Genomic DNA, 17714 nt, shown 5'->3' on the forward strand with positions numbered 1-17714 from the left:
TCAATTATTTTAATTTTAACCGGTACAGATCACAGCTGTACAAACAGCTCCGGCAAACGATTCAGTGCCGCCGTTCGACGGGCATCCCACGGATGGGCGTAACTGATACGCAGGCAGTTTCTGAACTGACCCGACACGGAAAACAGTGGACCGGGGGTGATGACCACGCCCTCCTCCAGCGCTTTCGGGTAGCTTGCCAGGGTATCGAAACTTGTCGGCAACTCCACCCAGACCGCCAGACCGCCCAGCGGCACACTGACACGCAGCCCGGTGGACCACGCCTGGAGCGAGGCAATCAGCCGATCCCGACGCTCCCTCAGCTCGTTGCGCTGGCGACGAAGGTGCGATGCGAAACTGCCGTCAGCCATATAGTCCGCCACCCCCTGTTGCAAATATCGACTGCTGGCCAGTTGCGTCACCAGTTTCAGACGCAGAATACGGTCATGCCAGCGAGCCCCGGAGACCCAGCCCAGGCGCAGGTCACGCGACAGTGATTTGGAGAAGGAGCTGCACAGGATCACCCGGTCATCTCTGTCCATCGCCTTCAGTGGATCAGGCGCACTGCCGAGCGCGGTGTCCGCGTAGATATCGTCCTCGATCACCGCCAGATCGTGCCGCTCCGCTAACGCCAGCAACCGCGACTTGGATTCGCTTGGCATCAACGCACCGCCCGGCGTCGCAAACGCGGGCGATACGATACAAGCCTTCACCTTCCAGCGCTCGAGCACCTCCTCCAGCGCCTCGATATCCATCCCGGTTTCCACCGAGGTCGGCACCTCAACAACCCGCAGCTCCAGCTGCTCCAGCAACTGCAGCACGCCATAAAACCCCGGCGACTCCACCGCAACCACATCGCCCCGTTCGCAACAGGCCATCAGGGCCAGAAACAGCGCATGCTGGCAGCCCGAGGTCACGCACAGCTGATCGGGCGGAACCGCCCAGCCGCGACGTGCACTGTGCAGTGACAGCTGCTCACGCAGGCCTATGTCGCCTGCAGGCGCATCGTAGTACTGGTAATCGTCACCCTTCTGGCGGCGCAGTGCACGTCCAATGGAGCGGTTCAGCGCCACAATACTGGGGGGCAGATCACCGGCGTGCAGGTCCGGTAGCAGATCGAATGCCGCGCTGCGGCCCATGATATCCAACAGCAACTCGTTAACGCTTACAGGTCTTGGCGCTTCGATCCTTGACCGACTGACCGGCTTCTTAACAGCATTGGGCTGAAGGGCTACAAAGTAACCGGACTTGGGGCGCGCCTCCACCAGTCCCTGCGCCTCGAGGCGCTGCAGCGCATGCTGCACGGTGGCCTTGGACAGGCTATGCTCCTGGCACAGGGTGCGGATCGACGGCAGCCGCTCACCCAAACGCCAGCGTTGCTCCTCGATACCCTGCAGCAACCAGCTTTCAAGCTGTCGGTAACGATAATCGGCTCCCATCTCAGGCCCTCGCCCATCTGTACCCATTATTATTATTTTTTTTATACCTGATCCTATCTCAATCACAAGCGTAGTCTGCCCCCCATCAGAAATCAGGGGGAAACCTGCGATGGAACAGATACCCGTTGTCCAAGACTACACGCCACCCTTTGCCCGCGACGGCAAATTCCACGTCCGCCTTACCGAGGGGCGCTTTCAAAACCTGCGCCGCCTGAGCAGCTGGCCCATGATCGCGCTGTTCTTCGGCCTGGCCTGGATCCAGGTGGACGGCCAGCCCTGGCTGCTGTTCTCCTTCGCCCAGCGCAAGATCATCCTGTTCGGCACTGCGCTCTCCTGGCATGACCTGCCGCTGCTGGCCGGATTGATGATTGCAGGTGCCTGCCTGCTGTTCTTCATGGCCGTGGCCTGGGGACGGGTCTGGTGCGGCTTCGCCTGCCCCCAGAGTATCTGGACCTGGCTGTTTATCCGCATCGAGGATTTCACCGAAGGGCGCGCCAGCATCCGGGCGCGTCAAGAAGGGCAACCGCTTAACGCCGAACGCCTGTTACGCCGGATCGCCAAGCACCTGCTGTGGATCGCGCTGGCCACGCTGACGGCAGCGACGTTTACCGGGTACTTCATTCCTATTCGCGAGATCGTCTCGGATGCAGCGCAGCTAGAGCTGTCGATGACAATCACCGGCTGGCTGGTGATCATGGCCGGGCTAACCTATGCCAACGCGGGTCTCGTGCGGGAAAAAATCTGCCTACACGCCTGCCCCTACTCCCGCTTCCAGGGCGTGATGTTCGATCACGACACCCGCACCGTCACCTATGACGCCAGCCGTGGGGAGCCTCGCGCCAACAAGCGAAACGCCGATACCAACAGCGGCGACTGTGTCGATTGCGGCCTATGCGTACAGGTGTGCCCCACCGGCATCGATATCCGTGACGGTCTTCAGGCGGCCTGCATCGACTGTGCGGCCTGTATCGACGCCTGCGATAGCGTCATGGAAAAAATCAACCGTCCGACAGGTCTGATCCGTTTTGCCTCCGAGTCACAGCTTGAGAACAAACCCTCACCGCTGCTGCGCCCCCGCCTTGCCGGTTACGGCACTGTTATGGTTATCGCGTTTAGCGCCGTACTCTACGGCTTCACCGGTACTACCGACTTGCTGGTGGAGGTTCGCCGAGATCGCGGAGCGCTCTTTACCCAACTGGACGAGCAGTGGATCTGCAACAACTACCGCGTCAAAGTCGAGGCTTTCGATCCTGCCGAAGCATCGGTACGCATCTCCGTCGTAGGCGAGGGCGTGTTCGAGCTATTTGGACCAGCCGATATCGACCTGAGTGAAAACAACTCCACCTGGCTGCCCTACCGGGTCTGCGCTCAGGACATAACCTCACCGAATACGAAGCTGACGTTCAACTTCCAGGGCAATGAGGTCAAGGCATCGAAGGAAACCACCTTCCTTGCCAAGTCGATCTGATTCATACAGGAGTTCGTATGTAAGACATGGCGCTCATGTAGGCCAACTAATCAAAAAAGCCGGCTCAAGAGCCGGCGATAGAGGTGAGGCAAGGACCAAGCCTCTATCGGAACCACAGCGCCGTTGCAGGCAAATATGTGGCCACGATCCAGGGTGCATAAAACTGCTGCGCGATTGGCTTGGTGACGGTGCCGACCAAGTACTGAGCGAGAACGCTTCGAAATGCTTTAGCTTCGACTAACTAGCAGTACGTCTGACTTAATCGCGCTCGCCTGCACCTGTCGCCTTGAAGAGCAACGGCAACGCAAAGCACATGAGCAGAACTTGTATTAGCTGATGGGTGGCCACGAACACGGGATCAACGTCGGTGCTGAAGACGATTGCCACCATCACTTCAATTCCGCCCGGCATGTATGCCAACAGCGCTTGGAGCAGCGGCCCCCCTCCCCCCCAATACAGTGCAAATGAGAATAGACCGCTCACGGCCAACCCCAACGCCAGACCGCCAAAAGCCCCCTTCAACGTTTCTTTCAACAGGCCTAGATCCAGATCAGCCATACGAACCGCCGTTGCCGTCCCCAAGATGACCAGCACCACTCGGAACCACTCCGGAGGAATATGAAACCCCATACCGAAGACAAAAGCGCATCGCTAGAGCTCCACTGACAGCGATAGCGATAAAACCCGAAGAGCATAGCCAGTAGCACGCCAAGCATCAGCACCATCAACCCGATGGAGAGGCTCCAGTCCTTTAGGTGAATAAAGAAATCCGCCTCAACACTTGAGGCAATGGAAACCCCCATAAACAGGGAGATAAACGTGGTCGTAGGTGAAGGCATTGAAACGGGCACTTTCACCCATATCGCCAAAAGTACACCAATCATTGCACCAACCAGGGAGAAGGCAGACCCGTCAGGTTAGCAATCCATCCTCCTGCCACGCCAATGGCAAGCGTCAACATCACTTTCAGCATACCCTGCCCTAAAAAAGTAAGGGCGGCCCCACTCTGGTGAGACAGCCCTTAGCGGTACCGTGTGTCATTAGGTTCAATCGTCTAACTCAGCCTGCAACTGAGCCGTACGCCCCTCCCCTTTGATTCGCTTGAGCAGGAAAGGCAATACTGAATCGCCCCGAGTTTCTTAGACACTCAGCTTCTTGGCTAAATACTGCTTTTCAAACTCTACTGGCGATAGGCCCTCATTGGAACCATCACGCCGACTTGGGTTGTAGAACATCTCGATATAGTCGAACACATCACTCCGTGCTTCCGACCTGTTCGGATAGATCTTCAGAAAGCTCAGCCAGTCATACCGGTAAATTGACTGCCCTGATCGGAGTGCACCAAGACCTTTTGCTTTGCCTTTCGACGCCAGAGGGCCATCAAAAAGCGCGTCAACAGCCAGCCTTCGTGTGCGCGGATGTAGGTTATATCTGTTCCCAAGAGACGTTGGGCCCCGTGACATTGAACTGCCAATCCGGGGTATTCGGCGCTGTCGCCGGGGCTTTACCGCCATGATGGCCTTGTTCCGTAACCTGTTTGACGGCTTCAAGCTTGAATGTTTCTGGATAACGCTGGTTAGATATAACACCTCCGATGTCGCCTCATTTTAAGGAATTGAGGTGTCTAGAAGACTCGGGGCGCTTCAATAATATTCCTCATTTTTTAATAAGTTAATATTTGGGTCATATATTCGCTAGCTTACCTTTACGCCCTTGATCACACGGGCACACATGAGACCTGCAACGAGCCAAAATACAAGGTTATTGAGAGTCGAGGCAAATATAAACTGGGTATGCAATTCCGATAAAGCTAAAACTGCATTCGGGTCTTCGTTTATAAAAAGCGGGCCTTCATGCATAGGCACCCATATATAGGGCAAGAGCAGCAATGGCAGCCCACTTAACCGCACAATACCTTTTGACAAAGCCATTATACTCAGCCCGATTCCAGCCATAACCACCTCGACCACCCACCACCACTGTCGAGACTCAAGCGCCGCAGCCGATGTCCCTGGGATCTCAGGCGGCAAACCTACCGAGGGAGCGACAAACACTGCCAAGAAACATAGTCCCCCAACAATCAGGCCGCCCTTCAAGGTCAGGGTACGACCAAAGCGTTCGCCAAGGTGCTGTATCACGACAAGAAGTATTGCCGCGTAGCCAATCCCCGTACAGATATTGGCAACTGACGTAAATAAGAGTCTCTCTGCACCTTCTGCAGGCGACCAGGCCCCTTGGTCGTCGTGAGTATGTCCAACATCTGTACCATGCTCAATGTTGTGATGGGCCTGTATCGGCTGGGAGTCGCCAGTGACCTCATACTGCTCGGCTTCACGAATGATTGGGGCGACGCTCACGGACTGTAAAGCCGTCATCATCAAACCCAAAAGTACACCCACTACACACGCACTAAATATCAATTGACGAAACATAGCTTTAACTCCGTCTCAGACCCAATTGCAACGACCACCACGTTCAAAGACCGTGGTGAATCAGTGATAACTTAATGGCAGGGAAATACGAAAGCATGCCTAGTATCATGCGCAGCGTTATGTACGGCTTCTAAGGGTAAAAAACCAACAGCGTAGATGATGAGGATTCCAAAGGCTAAAACGCCCCCTTTACGGACAGCAGAGGCAGCATTCGATATTCTATGGGCTGCCTGATGATCAAATTCAGCCACATATTCAGTCAGCTGACCCTTTATCGCAATCGTTTCACAGCTTTGCTTTTTTGACAGGATGCTCATGAGCCTCTCCTTCATTATATTTTTGATATTAAAGGCAGAAAGGCCGCGATACTGATCCGTAAAGCTCACCTTTCCACTTCGTTTAATCAAAATGTATACGATTTAAAAACCCGTTCTTTGTTCAGAAGGACATCATGTTGGTCGAAAGAGACAGGGGGGGGCAGGAGTGAAGAAGCCGCTCTCGCCCGGTTCGAGAGCGGCTGTAGACGCGGCTTTTTGTGCAGGCAGGGTCAGCGCCGTCGCAGCAGGCTCTGGGGACATACGCCAAATGCTCGGCGAAATGCATGGCTAAAATGGGAAAAATCGGAGAAACCGAAATCCAGCGCAGCCTGGGAAACATTGCGCACCCTGCCACTCTCTATCGCTTCGCGGCTGGCTAAAAGACGCTGCTGCCAAATAACCGACATTGGGGTTACCTGATGCCGAGCGAAGGCACGGGTGACCGTACGGGTCGACACATGATGTGCCTCGGCGATGGTTTTGATGCACAACTCCCGGTCGGTGAGGTTACGGTGAATGTAATTCATGATTCGAGCGTAAAGGTCCTGCTCGGCATGCGCTGTTTTCAGGTCCTGTAACTCCAGACTGAGCGCGAGCAGGTCTATGAAGGTTTGCGAGAAGCGGCCGGCCAGTTCGGCGCTCTGTAGCTCCGAAGGGTTGGACGCCGCCTGCCGCAACATTTCACGCAGTGGAATCACGCCGGGGCGGCTATCGTCCAGTACCGTCGCCGTAAGATTTTCAAGCCCCTTCAAACGGCTGCTAAGCAGGTGGCGGGGAATACGCACCAGTTGGATGTTGTCGCCCCCCAAGCTGAAACGGAATGCCTGTGCGGCATCGTAGAGCACCAGGTTGTCCATCTCCAGCTGCGTTTTGCGCCCGCCCTGTTCCATCTGACCTTGGCCATTTTGTACAAATCCCAACCAGAGATCGTCGTCGGGTCCACATCGCAAATGCTTGGCCGTACGCTCCCAGTAGTGCTGCGACGACGATAACGAGCATATATCCACGACTCCAACACCGCGCACAGTCAGTTCACCATCGAAGCCGAAGTCCGTCAAAGGCTTGCTGGCAGCCGGAATACAATGACGCAGGACCACGTCATTCCAATATTCAAAGCGCCGATTGGCCGAAACCTCGGCCGTGGAATACTGGAAGCTATCTAAAGACGACATACTGCTCACCCCTTTAGTTTTTATTGAAGGCCAGGCATCAGATTCGTCCCGATTGAAGGCAACATATATGCCAATCAATCCAGCGCCCTAATTTACTGCGCGGGCTCACAGTGTGCTATTTAAACCGCACCAGCCACTGCTCCATAATAGGGCACATATGCACCATACCTTCGATCTATTATCACGCTCAGTCCTTTTAGTTATATGTCCTTTTAGGCCAAACGACTGTCCGGCAGAACCAAGTATTACTGAAACTCATAATTAATATCGATAGCAGGAAGCATTTCCTCCCTTACAACTATATATACCTTCAGGAGCCATTATGGAATCCGCTATCGATAAGCACCTTAAATGCCCAAGAACGCTTTCACGCCGTGTTCCCGATGAATATGAACCGCCTTTTTCCATGTGGGTGGGACGCGCCGACACACAGGTGAAGCAGGTTGTGATGGCCTATCTCGGCATCCAGTTCCGCGATGAAACACAGCGTCCAGCCGCTCTGCAGGCGATGAAAACCATCGTATCGACGTTCGAGCTGGCAGAAGGGCCGATGCACCATGATCTAACGCATCACACAGACAATCAGGGATACCAGAACCTTATGGTTGTGGGTTATTGGCGAGACCCTGCCGCCTATTGTCGTTGGATGCAAGCCGATGAAGTAGACGGTTGGTGGAGTTCCGACGACCGTCTGAACGAAGGGCTGGGTTATTTTCGTGAAATCATTGCCCCCTCCGCTGAGCAGTTCGAAACACTTTACGCCTTCCGCGACAACCTGCCCGGGGTCGGTGCCGTTATGGATGGCATCAGTGGCGATATCGAAGAGCACGGATACTGGGGCTCAATGCGCGATCGCTTCCCCGCATCACAGACGGACTGGATGAAACCAAACGGCGATCTTCGCATTATCGCTGGCGATCCCGCGAAGGGCGGCCGCGTGGTCGTGCAGGGCCACGACAACATCGCGCTGATCCGCTCCGGGCAAGACTGGGCCGATGCAGAAGCAGAAGAAACGGAACTCTATTTCGGCGAAATACTGCCGACGCTGCAGGACGGTATGGACTTCCTGCGCGACAACGGCCAGACGGTGGGCTGCTACAGCAATCGCTTCGTACGCAATATTGACCTGGACGGCAACCTTCTCGACATGAGCTACAACATCGGCCACTGGCGTTCGCTCGAAAAGCTGGAGCGTTGGGCCGAGTCTCATCCCACTCATCTACGTATCTTCACGACCTTTTTCCGCGTTGTCGGCGGTTTGGACAAGCTGCGCCTGTACCACGAAGTGTCAGTCTCCGACGCCCGTCATCAGGTATTCGAGTACATCAACTGCCATCCACAGACCGGCATGATGCGCGACGCTCAGGCCTGACACCCAACGCTCGATCAATCCTTTACCATTCAAGGAGTATTGAAGATGCAGCCTATCCGCTTACCGATTTGTGCCATTCTGCTGGCCGCAGCCCAGGCCCACGCCGCCGAGGTGGCTCCGGGCGATTACGAACAACTCCCTGCAGGAGCAACCCTCCTCGCCCTCTACTATCAGCACGCCAGTACGGACGAACTCTACTCCGATGGGCATGAGGCAAGTTCGGACTTTAAGCTCACGTCCGACGTCGGCATCATCCGTCTTATCCAGGCCTACCAGCTGAACGAACGCCTTACCGTCGACCCTCAGTTCCTCCTGCCTTTCGGGCATGTCTCGAGCAGTGGCGACGCCTCGATAATGGGAAGCGGCAGCGGTGTCGGCGACCTGATTGTTACCGCGCCGCTTAAATACCGACTCAACGACAACGGGGACATTCTCGCCGTGTCGCCCTACCTCTACCTGCCCACCGGTAGCTACGACAAGAACGACTCTATCAATCTGGGAGAGAACCGTTGGAAGGTTGACCTACAGGTAGCTTATATCAAGCACTTCAACGAAAAGTGGGCACTCGACTTGGTCGGCGATGCAATCTGGTATGGAGACAACGACGACTATGGCAGCGGCTCGGCCCGCCTGGAGCGAGATCTGTCCTATGAAGCCCAGATCATGGGGCGCTACATGCCGGACCCCACGCTGACCTTAGGCCTCGGCTTCGGACATCAATGGGGTGGAGAAACCCAGGTCGACGGTGTTGATCAGAACGACAAGCTGGACACCACGAACGTCCGCATCAGCGCTGCAAAGTTTGTCACCCCGCGTGATCAGTTCTTGCTGCAGCTAGGCGAGGATCTTGAGGTCGACAACGGCACGAAAGAGGGTTTCCGGATGAATCTGCGCTACCTCCACGTGTTCTGATTGAGCCCACGCAGGAGCAGTCAACCTGACTGCTGTCCCTCTCAGCCAATCGGCTGACCCTATGAACCAAGTACTGCGACGGATACACACCTATCTTCGAATAGGTATATCTCGCGGTTCTTCACACATTATGGAAGCACTATGGCTATTGAACGACCTACAGCAGAACAGCTGCAAACACTGGCTAGCCAGTTGCACCTAAATCTGACGCCGGAGCAGGCCCAAGAGTATCTGACGTTGATGCAGCCTAACTTCGACGCCTACGATCTGGTCGACGGACTGCCCGACAATATTCCGGAGGTTCGCTATACACGTGCCCCCGGCTACCGCCCCACAGGCGCCGAAAACCCCCTGAATGCCTGGTACTACAAGACCGATGTGAAAGGTGCTGACTCCGGGAAACTCGCGGGCCGTACCGTCGTACTGAAAGATAATGTGGCACTTGCCGGTGTGCCGATGATGAACGGGTCGTCCACTCTGGAAGGGTTCGTTCCCGCATACGATGCCACCATCGTCGAACGTCTACTGGACGCCGGTGCCACCATCGTTGGCAAAGCCACCTGTGAGCATTTCTGTCTTTCGGGCGGCAGTCACACCTCTGATCCAGCGCCCGTACACAACCCACTGAAGCAGGGTCACGCTGCAGGCGGCTCCTCGTCCGGGAGCGCGGCGCTGGTAGCCGCCTGCGAGGTCGATATGGCCATCGGGGGCGATCAGGGCGGCTCCATCCGCATACCCTCAGCTTTCTGCGGAACATACGGTATGAAGCCAACCCACGGTTTGGTGCCCTACACCGGCATCATGCCTATCGAAGCCACGGTCGATCACACCGGCCCCATCACCGACACAGTGTATGACAACGCACTGATGCTGGAAGTGATTGCCGGTGCCGATGGCCTGGATCCACGCCAGTATTCGCCCCGGGTCGCGGCCTACACCGAAGCGCTGGACAAGGGTGTCCAAGGCATGAAAATCGGCATCCTTACCGAGGGTTTCCAGCTACCTAACCTGGATGCAGGGGTCGATGCCAAGGTTCGCGAGGCGATTGCACGGCTTGAACAGCTCGGCGCTATCGTCAGTGAAGTTTCGGTTCCCGAACACGGTCTGGCAGGTGCCCTGTGGTCACCAATCGGCTGCGAGGGTCTGACAGCACAGATGATGCACGGCAACGGTATGGGCTTTAACTGGGAGGGTTTGTACGACGTCGGCCTGCTCGATAAGCATGCGCTCTGGCGCGACAACGCCGATGCACTCTCGCCGTCACTCAAGATCTGCATGCTGATCGGCCAATACGGCCTGCAGCGCTACAACGGCCGCTACTATGCCAAAGCACAGAATCTGGCGCGCAAGGCCCGCGCGGGATACCAGCGGGCGCTGGAATCTTACGATCTGCTGGTCATGCCCACGGTACCCATTACCGCCCCACCGCTGCCAGAGCAGGGCTGTTCCATCACCGACTATATCAGCCGGGCCTTTGAAATGATCGGCAATACCGCACCGCAGGATATCACCGGCAACCCCGCCATGAGCCTGCCATGCGGGATGGTAGACGGCTTACCGGTGGGCATGATGCTGGTCGGTCGCCATTACGCGGAAAGCACCATCTATCAGGCCGCTTCAGCTTTTGAAACCAGTGGCGATTGGCGGCAGATGTAAACGCCACCGACAACGCCCCGTTAATGACGGGGCACCGGCCACGACTATCACACACGGAGAATCACATGGCACATGATCATAACCACACAGCGCCCCCCAACGAGATCGAGCTGCGTGTCAAAGCGCTTGAATCATTACTGACAGAAAAAGGGCTGATAGACCCCGACGCGATGAACGAACTGATCGACACCTACGAACACAGAGTCGGTCCCCGTAACGGCGCTAAAGTGGTCGCGAAAGCCTGGACCGATCCGGCTTACAAAGCGCGCCTGCTCGCTGATGGTACCCAAGCGATAGCCGAGCTGGGGTATTCCGGCGTTCAGGGCGAGGACATGGTCGTAGTCGAAAACACCCCCGATGTCCATAACGTGACGGTCTGCACACTGTGCTCCTGCTACCCCTGGCCCACACTGGGACTGCCCCCGAGCTGGTACAAAGCGGCCCCCTACCGTTCACGTGTCGTCATCGATCCACGTGGTGTACTCGAGGAGTTCGGTTTGACGATTGCCGAAAGCAAGGAGATCCGGGTCTGGGACAGCAGCGCAGAACTACGCTACCTGGTGTTGCCGGAGCGCCCGGAGGGCACCGACGGATGGAGTGAAGAGCAGCTGGTGGATCTGGTCACCCGCGACTCAATGATCGGCACCGGTCTCCCCCTGCAACCAACAGCCAAGTGATATCAGGAGACACACATGAACGGTATACACGACCTGGGCGGTGCCCACGGCCACGGCCCTATTCTGAATGATCCAAATGAACCGGTCTTTAGTCACGATTGGGAGCGCAGAACGTTCTCGCTGTTCGCCTCACTGTTCGTCGGCGGCCATTTTAACGTCGACGAATTCCGCCACGCGATCGAGCGTATGGACCCGGCGCACTATCTGGAAGGGAGCTACTACGAGCACTGGCTGCACTCCTTTGAAACCTTGCTGGTAGAGAAAGGTGTGATCACCGCCGCCGAACTTGCGCAGGGGAAATCGGACCCGGCGGCAGCGGCGTCGAACGCGCCGGTACTGACCCAGGAGATGGTTGCACTGGTTGTGAACACCGGTGGCTCGGCCCGTATCGACGAAGAGGTCGCGCCAAAATTCCGGGTTGGCGACCGGGTGCGGACAAAGAATATCAACCCGGTTACTCACACCCGGCTGCCACGCTATGCCCGAAGCAAGGTGGGTACTATCGAGATCGATCACGGGGTGTTTGTTACGCCCGATGCTGCAGCACACGGTCTGGGTGAAAAACCGCAGCACGTCTACAGCGTGAGCTTCACCGCAAAAGAGCTGTGGGGAGAGGACGCCTCGCCGAACGATACGGTCCGGATCGACCTTTGGGATGAGTATCTGGAGGTCGTATGACACAGGCATATTCAACACTAGAGCAACCGTTTGACACTGAGGAACCGGTGTTCGATCACCCCTGGCAGGCACAGGCGTTCTCCCTGATCGTTCATCTACACAGGTCGGGACTTTTCGCCTGGCCGGAGTGGGTGAAGGTATTCAGTGACGTGATTAAAAGCGCCCCGCCACAGCCTGGTGAGAGTGATAACGACACCTACTACCGTCAGTGGATTGTGGCGATGGAGCAGATGGTAGCGTCGCTGGGTCTGGTTGGAGAGGAGGATATAGCGCAGCGGGCACACGAGTGGCGCCAAGCGTACCTCAATACTCCGCATGGCCAACCCATCCTGTTGGCGAATGCCAGCTGTGCACCGGCGCATGACCATCACCACACACCGACACGCGCTCCCGTGGCCGTCAGCCCAGCATCCAGTTGCTAGCCGGCTAAGGTCTAACAAAATCCGGGACACCTCGAAACGAGGTAGAGGAGAAAACTATGCATATCGAACCGGGACTAGTCGACGCGAGCAAGATCTTGCTTAGCTACGCTACGGCGACAGCGGCCTTCGCCTACACGTTCAAACTGGCACGGGATAATGCACGGGAGCGCGGATTACTCTCGGTGTCATCTCGGGCGTTGATTTCGACAGCGCTGGTGCTTTTTTACTTCCAGGTATTGCCACATCAACCGATCGGCGTGTCCGAGGTCCATCTGATTCTCGGCTCGACGCTGTTCCTGCTGTTTGGCGCAGCACCTGCGGCCATTGGACTGGCTTCGGGGCTATTGCTCCAAGGGCTATTCTTTGCACCGAGCGACCTTCCACAATACGGCATGAACGTCACCACTCTGCTGGTGCCGCTATTCGCTATCGCCAGCGTGGCGCGTCGCATCATTGCACCGAATACACCCTACGTCGAATTGAGCTACCGCCAGGCTCTGGCGCTCTCAACCACGTATCAAGCCAACATTGTCGCTTGGGTCGCGTTCTGGGTGTTTTACGGCCAGGGTTTCAGCATCGCAACCCTGACCTCGGTGCTATCGTTCAGCGCGGCCTATATGGCCGTCGTCATCCTCGAACCGCTTGTGGACCTCGCTGTACTGGCCGTCGCCAAGGCGGTCTCACACAACCTGTTCTTTGAAAAGCGGCTGCATCAAGGCGCCTAACCCTGTTTAATCCGGAGCGCACGAAAGCCGTATCATTCCCCGGGTACGGCTTTCTTTTTCCTCTGCCAGACGTTAAATGCCTTAGGTTTCAGAGGTTATCCAACAGCAGACAGGAGCGTCTTGGGTCAAGTTGCATGAACCACTGTTAGCGCAGGGCCTGACGGTGGTGGCCGACCATTTTGGAATACCGGAAGAATATGACTGTGCCGCGATCGATACGCTGTACGTGTGAATTAGTCGCGCTCGCCCTCACCCACCGCCTTGAATAGTAACGGCAGCGCGAAGCACATGAGCAGGACTCGTATTAGCTGATGGGTGGCGACAAACACGGGATCAACATCCGTACTGAAGGCGATCGCCACCATCACTTCAATCCCGCCTGGCATGTATGCCAACAGCGCTTGAAGCAGCGGTACCCCTGCCCCCCAATAAAGCGCGAATGCGAATACGCCGCTCACGGACAGCCCCAGCGCCAGACCGCCAAAAGCCCCCTTTAGCGTTCCCTTCAACAGCCCCAGATCCAGATCTGCCATACGAACAGCCGTGGCTGTACCCAGGATGACCAGCACCACTCGGAACCATTCCGGGGGAATGTGAAACTCCATACCGAAGACAAACTTAACGACCAGGGACCACAGCATCGCGCCTACCAGCATGCCTGCCGGCACACGCAGTTTGACAGCCCCCCACCCGGTGAAACCAGCACCCATAAATACCAGCAACAGCTCCCAGCCCGGTATGTCATTAACCGCGCTGGCCGACACCTGACGATCCACAATGGGGAAGAGCAGAGGAAGCGCCGAGACAAGAAAGAAAAGCCGAACGCTGTGGACAAGCGCGATTCGCTTTACGCTGAGATTCGCTTGGGCCGCGAATATAAGGACTACGGCCAAATTACCGGGGATCGAGCATAAAAGCGCGTCGCTTGGACTCCAGTGGCAGCGATAGCGATAAAAGCCAAAGAGCATAGCCAGCAGCACGCCAAGCATCATCACCATCCACCCGATGGAGAGGCTCCAGTCTTTTAAATGAACAAAAAAATCCGCCTCAACACTTGAGGCAATGGATACCCCCATAAACAGGGAGATGAACGTGGTCGTACGTGAAGGCATCGAAACGGGCACTTTCACCCATATCGCCAAAAGCACACCAATCATTGCGCCCACCAACCAGGGAGATGGCAGCCCCGTCAGGTTAGCAACCCATGCTCCTGCCACGCCAATGGCAAGCGTCCACATCACTTTCAGCATACCCTGCCCTAAAAAAGTAAGGGCGGCCCCACTCTGGTGAGACTGCCCTTAGCGGTGCCCGTGTTAAATCAGGTTCAGTCGTCTAACTCAGCCTGCAACTGAGCCGTACGCCCCTTTCCTTTGATGCGCTTGAGCAGGAAAGGCAATACAAGTGCCAACACAGAAGCAATGGCAAGGCCAATGGTAATGTTGCCACTTAGCAGTATCGACCAATCCCCACCACTCATGGACAGACTGCGACGCAGGTTTTCCTCAAGCACCTCACCCAACACCAGGCCCAGAATCACCGGTGCGAGCGAGAAATGAAGTTTACGCAGGATAAATCCGAAGATGCCCAGAATGACCATGAAAAAGAGATCGAAGCTATCCCCGTGAATGGAATATATGCCTACAAATGTGAGCATGACAATCACAGGAATCAGATAGGACTGACGAATCGACAGCAGTCGAACAAATACGCCAATCAACGGCAGGTTCAGGACCAGCAGCGCAATATTGCCCAAGAACATGGACGCAATCAGGCCCCAGGCGATTTCAGGCTTCTGTTCAAACAGCAGGGGCCCCGGCGTGATGTTGAACATCAACAGAGCGCCCAGCAGAATAGCGGTCGTGCCACTGCCCGGAATACCCAGGGTCAACATCGGCACCATCGCACCTGCTGCGGATGCGTTATTGGCAGCCTCGGGGGCAGCCAAACCACGTATATCCCCCTTGCCGAACTCGTCGCTATCACCCTCGGCCATCCGTTTCTCTGTACCGTAGGCCACAGCACTCGCGATTGAGGCGCCTGTACCGGGCAATACGCCGATGAAGAATCCGATCACGGTGGAACGCAGGATAACCCAGCGAACCTTCACAATATCGGCGAATGTTACAAAGCTCTTTCCGACCGGGGTCACCTTCAGGTCGTTGTTGACCCACTGCTCCAGTAACACCAGCACTTCACTGATGGCGAACACACCAATAACCACCACGAGGAAGTCTACGCCGTCGAAAAAGTTCGGTATGTCCATCGTGAAACGCAGAACACCGGTGCCTGAATCAACACCGACAGTCGCGAGAACCAAACCGATCAACGTACCTATCAGCGTTTTAATCGGTCGACTACCCACCATGGTAGCCAGACAGGTAAAGGCGAAAACCATCAACATCACGTATTCGGTGGGGCCAAAACGTATCGCAAGCTCACTCAGCAACGGCGCCATGATGACCATCATCAGCAAAGCACCCATGCTGCCTGCAAAGGATGACACCGCCGAGATTGCAAGCGCTCGCCCTCCCTCTCCGCGCTTTGACATGGGATAGCCGTCGAGTGTCGTCATGATCGCACCGGCATCACCCGGCACGTTCAACAAGATGCTGGAGATTCGGCCACCGTATTCAGCCCCGTAGTAAACGCCGGCCAACAAAATCAGGGCCGACTCCGGGGGAAGGCCAATTGAATAAGCCAGTGGCAGGAGTATCGCCACGCCGTTGATCGGGCCGATACCCGGCAGCGACCCAATTAGCGTACCGGTAAAGCAGCCGAACAATACAAGAAACAGGTTCAGGGGAGTAAACGCCACCGAGAAACCGGTCGCTAAAGCAGATAAAACTTCCATCGGTCAGCCTCCGAAAACGGTCCCTACCGGCACATTCAATTGCAACAAATCGGTCAGCAGGAAGAAGGACACCACACTCATGACCAAGGCGTAGACACCGGCCTTAATCGGCTTTTCACCAAACAGCCATGAGAAGACGCCACCGACAATCGCTGTTGCGATAATGAAACCCAACGGCTCGTAGATGAAGGCGTAGCCATACATCAACACCAACGCGCCACCAAGCCTCAAGACCACCTCTTTGGTCGGTTTCCAGTCATCGGCACTAGGCCTGATCATCAACCAACCGGCTGCAACCGCTAACAAGGCCGACAGAATGTAGGGGAAAGCCTTTGGGCCCAAAGGCTCATACTGGAAAGGCACATCGAACTGGGCTGCTGCCCAGGCGATAAGCCCGGACAGCAACAACAGCGCACCTGCAAAAATGCGATCGTACACGGCGGGCCTCACTTAATTAATAAGACCAGCTTCTTTGGCAAGTTCACGCATTAGATTGACGCGCTTTTTCACATCGGCATCAAAGGCTTCACCAGCCGACTTGTAGGGCACCAGACCCTTGTCTTCGACAGTTTTCAGGAAGATCGGGTTTTCGTAAGCCTTATTGAAGGTATCGGTCCAATACGCATAGGCTTCGTCGCTGACATCCGGCCCCAGATAATAACCGCGCAGTATCGCCCACTCGGCATCATAGCCCTGCTCAGCAGCCGTCGGGATATCCTTGAACTCACCCTCGAGTCGGTGATCGGACATGACCGCCAGCACCTTCATGCGCCCAGCTTCCAACTGCCCTTTCATCTCCCCCATATCACCGGGGTAGACTTTGATGTGACCGCCCATCAGCGCAGCAATGGCTTCACCGCCGCCTTCATACGCCACGTAGCGCATCTTCTTGGGATCCACACCGGCCGACTTCATCAGGATGGCGGCTTTCATCCAGTCCTGACTGCCAACACCGCCACCGGCACCCAGCACGAATGCGCTCGGGTCCGCTTTGATCGCTTCAACCAATTCGCCGAGCGTATTCCAGGGCGCATCGGACTTGACGATAACGGCACCGTAGTCGACACCGGCCGCACCGACCCAACGCGCGTCATTTTCGTCCAGCTGTTTACCCCACTTGCCTTGAGCCAGGTTCAACAGTGAGCCCGAGCTGAATGCGACCAGCGCATCGCCATCATCACGACGGTTCGAGTTGATATGGTTGTACGCTACAGCGCCCACACCACCCGGCATAAAGGTGACCGCCATCGGCGAAGGCAGCAGACCAGCATCACCAAAGCCGTTAGAGGCGATACGGCAGGTAAGGTCAAAGCCACCGCCAGGTTTGGCAGGCGCGATACACTCAGGCTTATCGGTTTCGAAGGCAAAAGCAGACAGAGAGGAGGCGAGGCCGAGGGCCACGAGTAGGGTACGCGTCGTATGCTTCATACGATTAAACTCCACATCTTGTTGTTGTAATGTTCACCCATTGGGATTGGGCGTCAGTGGAGAGTAAATGCTGAAACTGACCTGAACCTGACACAGCGGCGATTTAAAACTCTTTCCCCTACTTTTTCGTCACGACCTAGACATCCTTAGGCGGTTCGCATTAACTGA

At 56.1% G+C, this 17714-nt stretch carries 18 protein-coding genes and 1 pseudogene; 8 read left to right on the forward strand and 11 right to left on the reverse strand.

What is annotated here, in order from left to right:
* Nucleotides 1-29: 29 nt before the first annotated feature.
* Entirely contained in the window at nt 30-1436 is a 1407-nt protein-coding gene (locus ADIMK_RS12845) for an aminotransferase-like domain-containing protein (RefSeq protein ID WP_036189463.1), read from the reverse strand.
* 109 nt (nt 1437-1545) lie between these two features.
* Here ADIMK_RS12845 and ccoG point away from each other — a divergent pair, with 109 nt between their 5' ends.
* Nucleotides 1546-2904, forward strand: coding sequence for a cytochrome c oxidase accessory protein CcoG (gene ccoG, locus ADIMK_RS12850; RefSeq protein WP_036188798.1), 1359 nt, complete (start codon nt 1546-1548; stop codon nt 2902-2904).
* A 258-nt stretch (nt 2905-3162) separates the two neighbouring features.
* Here ccoG and ADIMK_RS12855 read toward each other — a convergent pair whose 3' ends face one another.
* The 6 genes and pseudogenes from ADIMK_RS12855 to ADIMK_RS12875 all read right to left on the reverse strand — a co-directional run bounded on the left by ADIMK_RS12855 (nt 3163) and on the right by ADIMK_RS12875 (nt 6825).
* Entirely contained in the window at nt 3163-3534 is a 372-nt protein-coding gene (locus ADIMK_RS12855; protein WP_036188801.1) for an AbrB family transcriptional regulator, read from the reverse strand.
* Nucleotides 3444-3788: an AbrB family transcriptional regulator gene (locus ADIMK_RS22360; RefSeq protein ID WP_081849783.1), complete on the reverse strand. Its 345-nt coding sequence runs from the start codon at nt 3786-3788 to the stop codon at nt 3444-3446. Before ADIMK_RS22360 ends, ADIMK_RS12855 begins: the two co-directional genes overlap by 91 nt.
* Nucleotides 3789-4043: 255 nt before the next feature.
* Nucleotides 4044-4395 (reverse strand): annotated as a pseudogene (locus tag ADIMK_RS21735) (IS3 family transposase); the annotation flags it as partial.
* 203 nt (nt 4396-4598) lie between these two features.
* Nucleotides 4599-5336, reverse strand: a complete 738-nt coding sequence (locus ADIMK_RS12865; protein ID WP_036188804.1) for a CbtA family protein — start codon at nt 5334-5336, stop codon at nt 4599-4601.
* Nucleotides 5337-5407: 71 nt separating this feature from the next.
* Nucleotides 5408-5653: a CbtB domain-containing protein gene (locus tag ADIMK_RS12870; protein WP_051692925.1), complete on the reverse strand. Its 246-nt coding sequence runs from the start codon at nt 5651-5653 to the stop codon at nt 5408-5410.
* Between the two features lie 230 nt (nt 5654-5883).
* Nucleotides 5884-6825, reverse strand: coding sequence for an AraC-like ligand-binding domain-containing protein (locus tag ADIMK_RS12875; protein WP_036188807.1), 942 nt, complete (start codon nt 6823-6825; stop codon nt 5884-5886).
* A gap of 322 nt (nt 6826-7147) precedes the next feature.
* Here ADIMK_RS12875 and oxdA point away from each other — a divergent pair, with 322 nt between their 5' ends.
* The 7 genes from oxdA (at nt 7148) to ADIMK_RS12910 (ending at nt 13267) form a co-directional block, all read left to right on the forward strand.
* Nucleotides 7148-8197: an aliphatic aldoxime dehydratase gene (gene oxdA / locus ADIMK_RS12880; RefSeq protein ID WP_036188810.1), complete on the forward strand. Its 1050-nt coding sequence runs from the start codon at nt 7148-7150 to the stop codon at nt 8195-8197.
* A gap of 45 nt (nt 8198-8242) precedes the next feature.
* Nucleotides 8243-9109, forward strand: a complete 867-nt coding sequence (locus ADIMK_RS12885; RefSeq protein ID WP_036188813.1) for a transporter — start codon at nt 8243-8245, stop codon at nt 9107-9109.
* A gap of 141 nt (nt 9110-9250) precedes the next feature.
* Entirely contained in the window at nt 9251-10765 is a 1515-nt protein-coding gene (locus ADIMK_RS12890; protein WP_036188816.1) for an amidase, read from the forward strand.
* 65 nt (nt 10766-10830) lie between these two features.
* Nucleotides 10831-11442, forward strand: a complete 612-nt coding sequence (nthA, locus tag ADIMK_RS12895) for a nitrile hydratase subunit alpha (protein WP_036188819.1) — start codon at nt 10831-10833, stop codon at nt 11440-11442.
* Nucleotides 11443-11457: 15 nt separating this feature from the next.
* Entirely contained in the window at nt 11458-12120 is a 663-nt protein-coding gene (gene nthB / locus ADIMK_RS12900) for a nitrile hydratase subunit beta (RefSeq protein ID WP_036188822.1), read from the forward strand.
* The gene (locus ADIMK_RS12905) at nt 12117-12542 is read left to right on the forward strand and encodes a nitrile hydratase accessory protein (RefSeq protein ID WP_036188825.1); all 426 of its coding nucleotides are present in this window, start codon (nt 12117-12119) and stop codon (nt 12540-12542) included. Before nthB ends, ADIMK_RS12905 begins: the two co-directional genes overlap by 4 nt.
* A 56-nt stretch (nt 12543-12598) precedes the next feature.
* Nucleotides 12599-13267: an energy-coupling factor ABC transporter permease gene (locus ADIMK_RS12910; protein ID WP_036188836.1), complete on the forward strand. Its 669-nt coding sequence runs from the start codon at nt 12599-12601 to the stop codon at nt 13265-13267.
* 233 nt (nt 13268-13500) lie between these two features.
* On the opposite strand, the gene ADIMK_RS12915 is transcribed toward ADIMK_RS12910, so the two are convergent.
* The 4 genes from ADIMK_RS12915 to ADIMK_RS12930 all read right to left on the reverse strand — a co-directional run bounded on the left by ADIMK_RS12915 (nt 13501) and on the right by ADIMK_RS12930 (nt 17546).
* Nucleotides 13501-14517, reverse strand: a complete 1017-nt coding sequence (locus ADIMK_RS12915; protein WP_036188837.1) for an AbrB family transcriptional regulator — start codon at nt 14515-14517, stop codon at nt 13501-13503.
* Nucleotides 14518-14591: 74 nt separating this feature from the next.
* A complete protein-coding gene (locus ADIMK_RS12920) occupies nt 14592-16118 on the reverse strand; it encodes a tripartite tricarboxylate transporter permease (RefSeq protein ID WP_036188838.1) in 1527 nt (508 codons plus the stop codon).
* Nucleotides 16119-16121: 3 nt separating this feature from the next.
* Nucleotides 16122-16556, reverse strand: coding sequence for a tripartite tricarboxylate transporter TctB family protein (locus ADIMK_RS12925; RefSeq protein WP_036188840.1), 435 nt, complete (start codon nt 16554-16556; stop codon nt 16122-16124).
* Nucleotides 16557-16568: 12 nt separating this feature from the next.
* On the reverse strand, nt 16569-17546 hold the full coding sequence (locus ADIMK_RS12930) for a Bug family tripartite tricarboxylate transporter substrate binding protein (protein WP_036188842.1): 978 nt from the start codon (nt 17544-17546) through the stop codon (nt 16569-16571).
* Nucleotides 17547-17714 lie beyond the last annotated feature (168 nt).

The organism is Marinobacterium lacunae (assembly GCF_000705555.1).
GTDB classification, from domain to species: Bacteria; Pseudomonadota; Gammaproteobacteria; order Pseudomonadales; family Balneatricaceae; genus Marinobacterium_D; species Marinobacterium_D lacunae.

What these genes read in the sequence shown, in the direction of transcription:
- ADIMK_RS12910 (WP_036188836.1), top strand. Translation starts at nt 12,599, where the DNA reads ATGCATATCGAACCGGGACTAGTCGACGCGAGCAAGATCTTGCTTAGC.
- ADIMK_RS12865 (WP_036188804.1), bottom strand. Translation starts at nt 5,336, where the DNA reads ATGTTTCGTCAATTGATATTTAGTGCGTGTGTAGTGGGTGTACTTTTG.
- ADIMK_RS12870 (WP_051692925.1), bottom strand. Translation starts at nt 5,653, where the DNA reads ATGAGCATCCTGTCAAAAAAGCAAAGCTGTGAAACGATTGCGATAAAG.
- ADIMK_RS12885 (WP_036188813.1), top strand. Translation starts at nt 8,243, where the DNA reads ATGCAGCCTATCCGCTTACCGATTTGTGCCATTCTGCTGGCCGCAGCC.
- ADIMK_RS12875 (WP_036188807.1), bottom strand. Translation starts at nt 6,825, where the DNA reads ATGTCGTCTTTAGATAGCTTCCAGTATTCCACGGCCGAGGTTTCGGCC.
- ADIMK_RS12845 (WP_036189463.1), bottom strand. Translation starts at nt 1,436, where the DNA reads ATGGGAGCCGATTATCGTTACCGACAGCTTGAAAGCTGGTTGCTGCAG.
- ccoG (WP_036188798.1), top strand. Translation starts at nt 1,546, where the DNA reads ATGGAACAGATACCCGTTGTCCAAGACTACACGCCACCCTTTGCCCGC.
- ADIMK_RS12905 (WP_036188825.1), top strand. Translation starts at nt 12,117, where the DNA reads ATGACACAGGCATATTCAACACTAGAGCAACCGTTTGACACTGAGGAA.
- ADIMK_RS12915 (WP_036188837.1), bottom strand. Translation starts at nt 14,517, where the DNA reads ATGCTGAAAGTGATGTGGACGCTTGCCATTGGCGTGGCAGGAGCATGG.
- ADIMK_RS12890 (WP_036188816.1), top strand. Translation starts at nt 9,251, where the DNA reads ATGGCTATTGAACGACCTACAGCAGAACAGCTGCAAACACTGGCTAGC.
- ADIMK_RS12930 (WP_036188842.1), bottom strand. Translation starts at nt 17,546, where the DNA reads ATGAAGCATACGACGCGTACCCTACTCGTGGCCCTCGGCCTCGCCTCC.
- nthB (WP_036188822.1), top strand. Translation starts at nt 11,458, where the DNA reads ATGAACGGTATACACGACCTGGGCGGTGCCCACGGCCACGGCCCTATT.
- oxdA (WP_036188810.1), top strand. Translation starts at nt 7,148, where the DNA reads ATGGAATCCGCTATCGATAAGCACCTTAAATGCCCAAGAACGCTTTCA.
- ADIMK_RS12920 (WP_036188838.1), bottom strand. Translation starts at nt 16,118, where the DNA reads ATGGAAGTTTTATCTGCTTTAGCGACCGGTTTCTCGGTGGCGTTTACT.
- nthA (WP_036188819.1), top strand. Translation starts at nt 10,831, where the DNA reads ATGGCACATGATCATAACCACACAGCGCCCCCCAACGAGATCGAGCTG.
- ADIMK_RS12855 (WP_036188801.1), bottom strand. Translation starts at nt 3,534, where the DNA reads ATGGGGTTTCATATTCCTCCGGAGTGGTTCCGAGTGGTGCTGGTCATC.
- ADIMK_RS22360 (WP_081849783.1), bottom strand. Translation starts at nt 3,788, where the DNA reads ATGATTGGTGTACTTTTGGCGATATGGGTGAAAGTGCCCGTTTCAATG.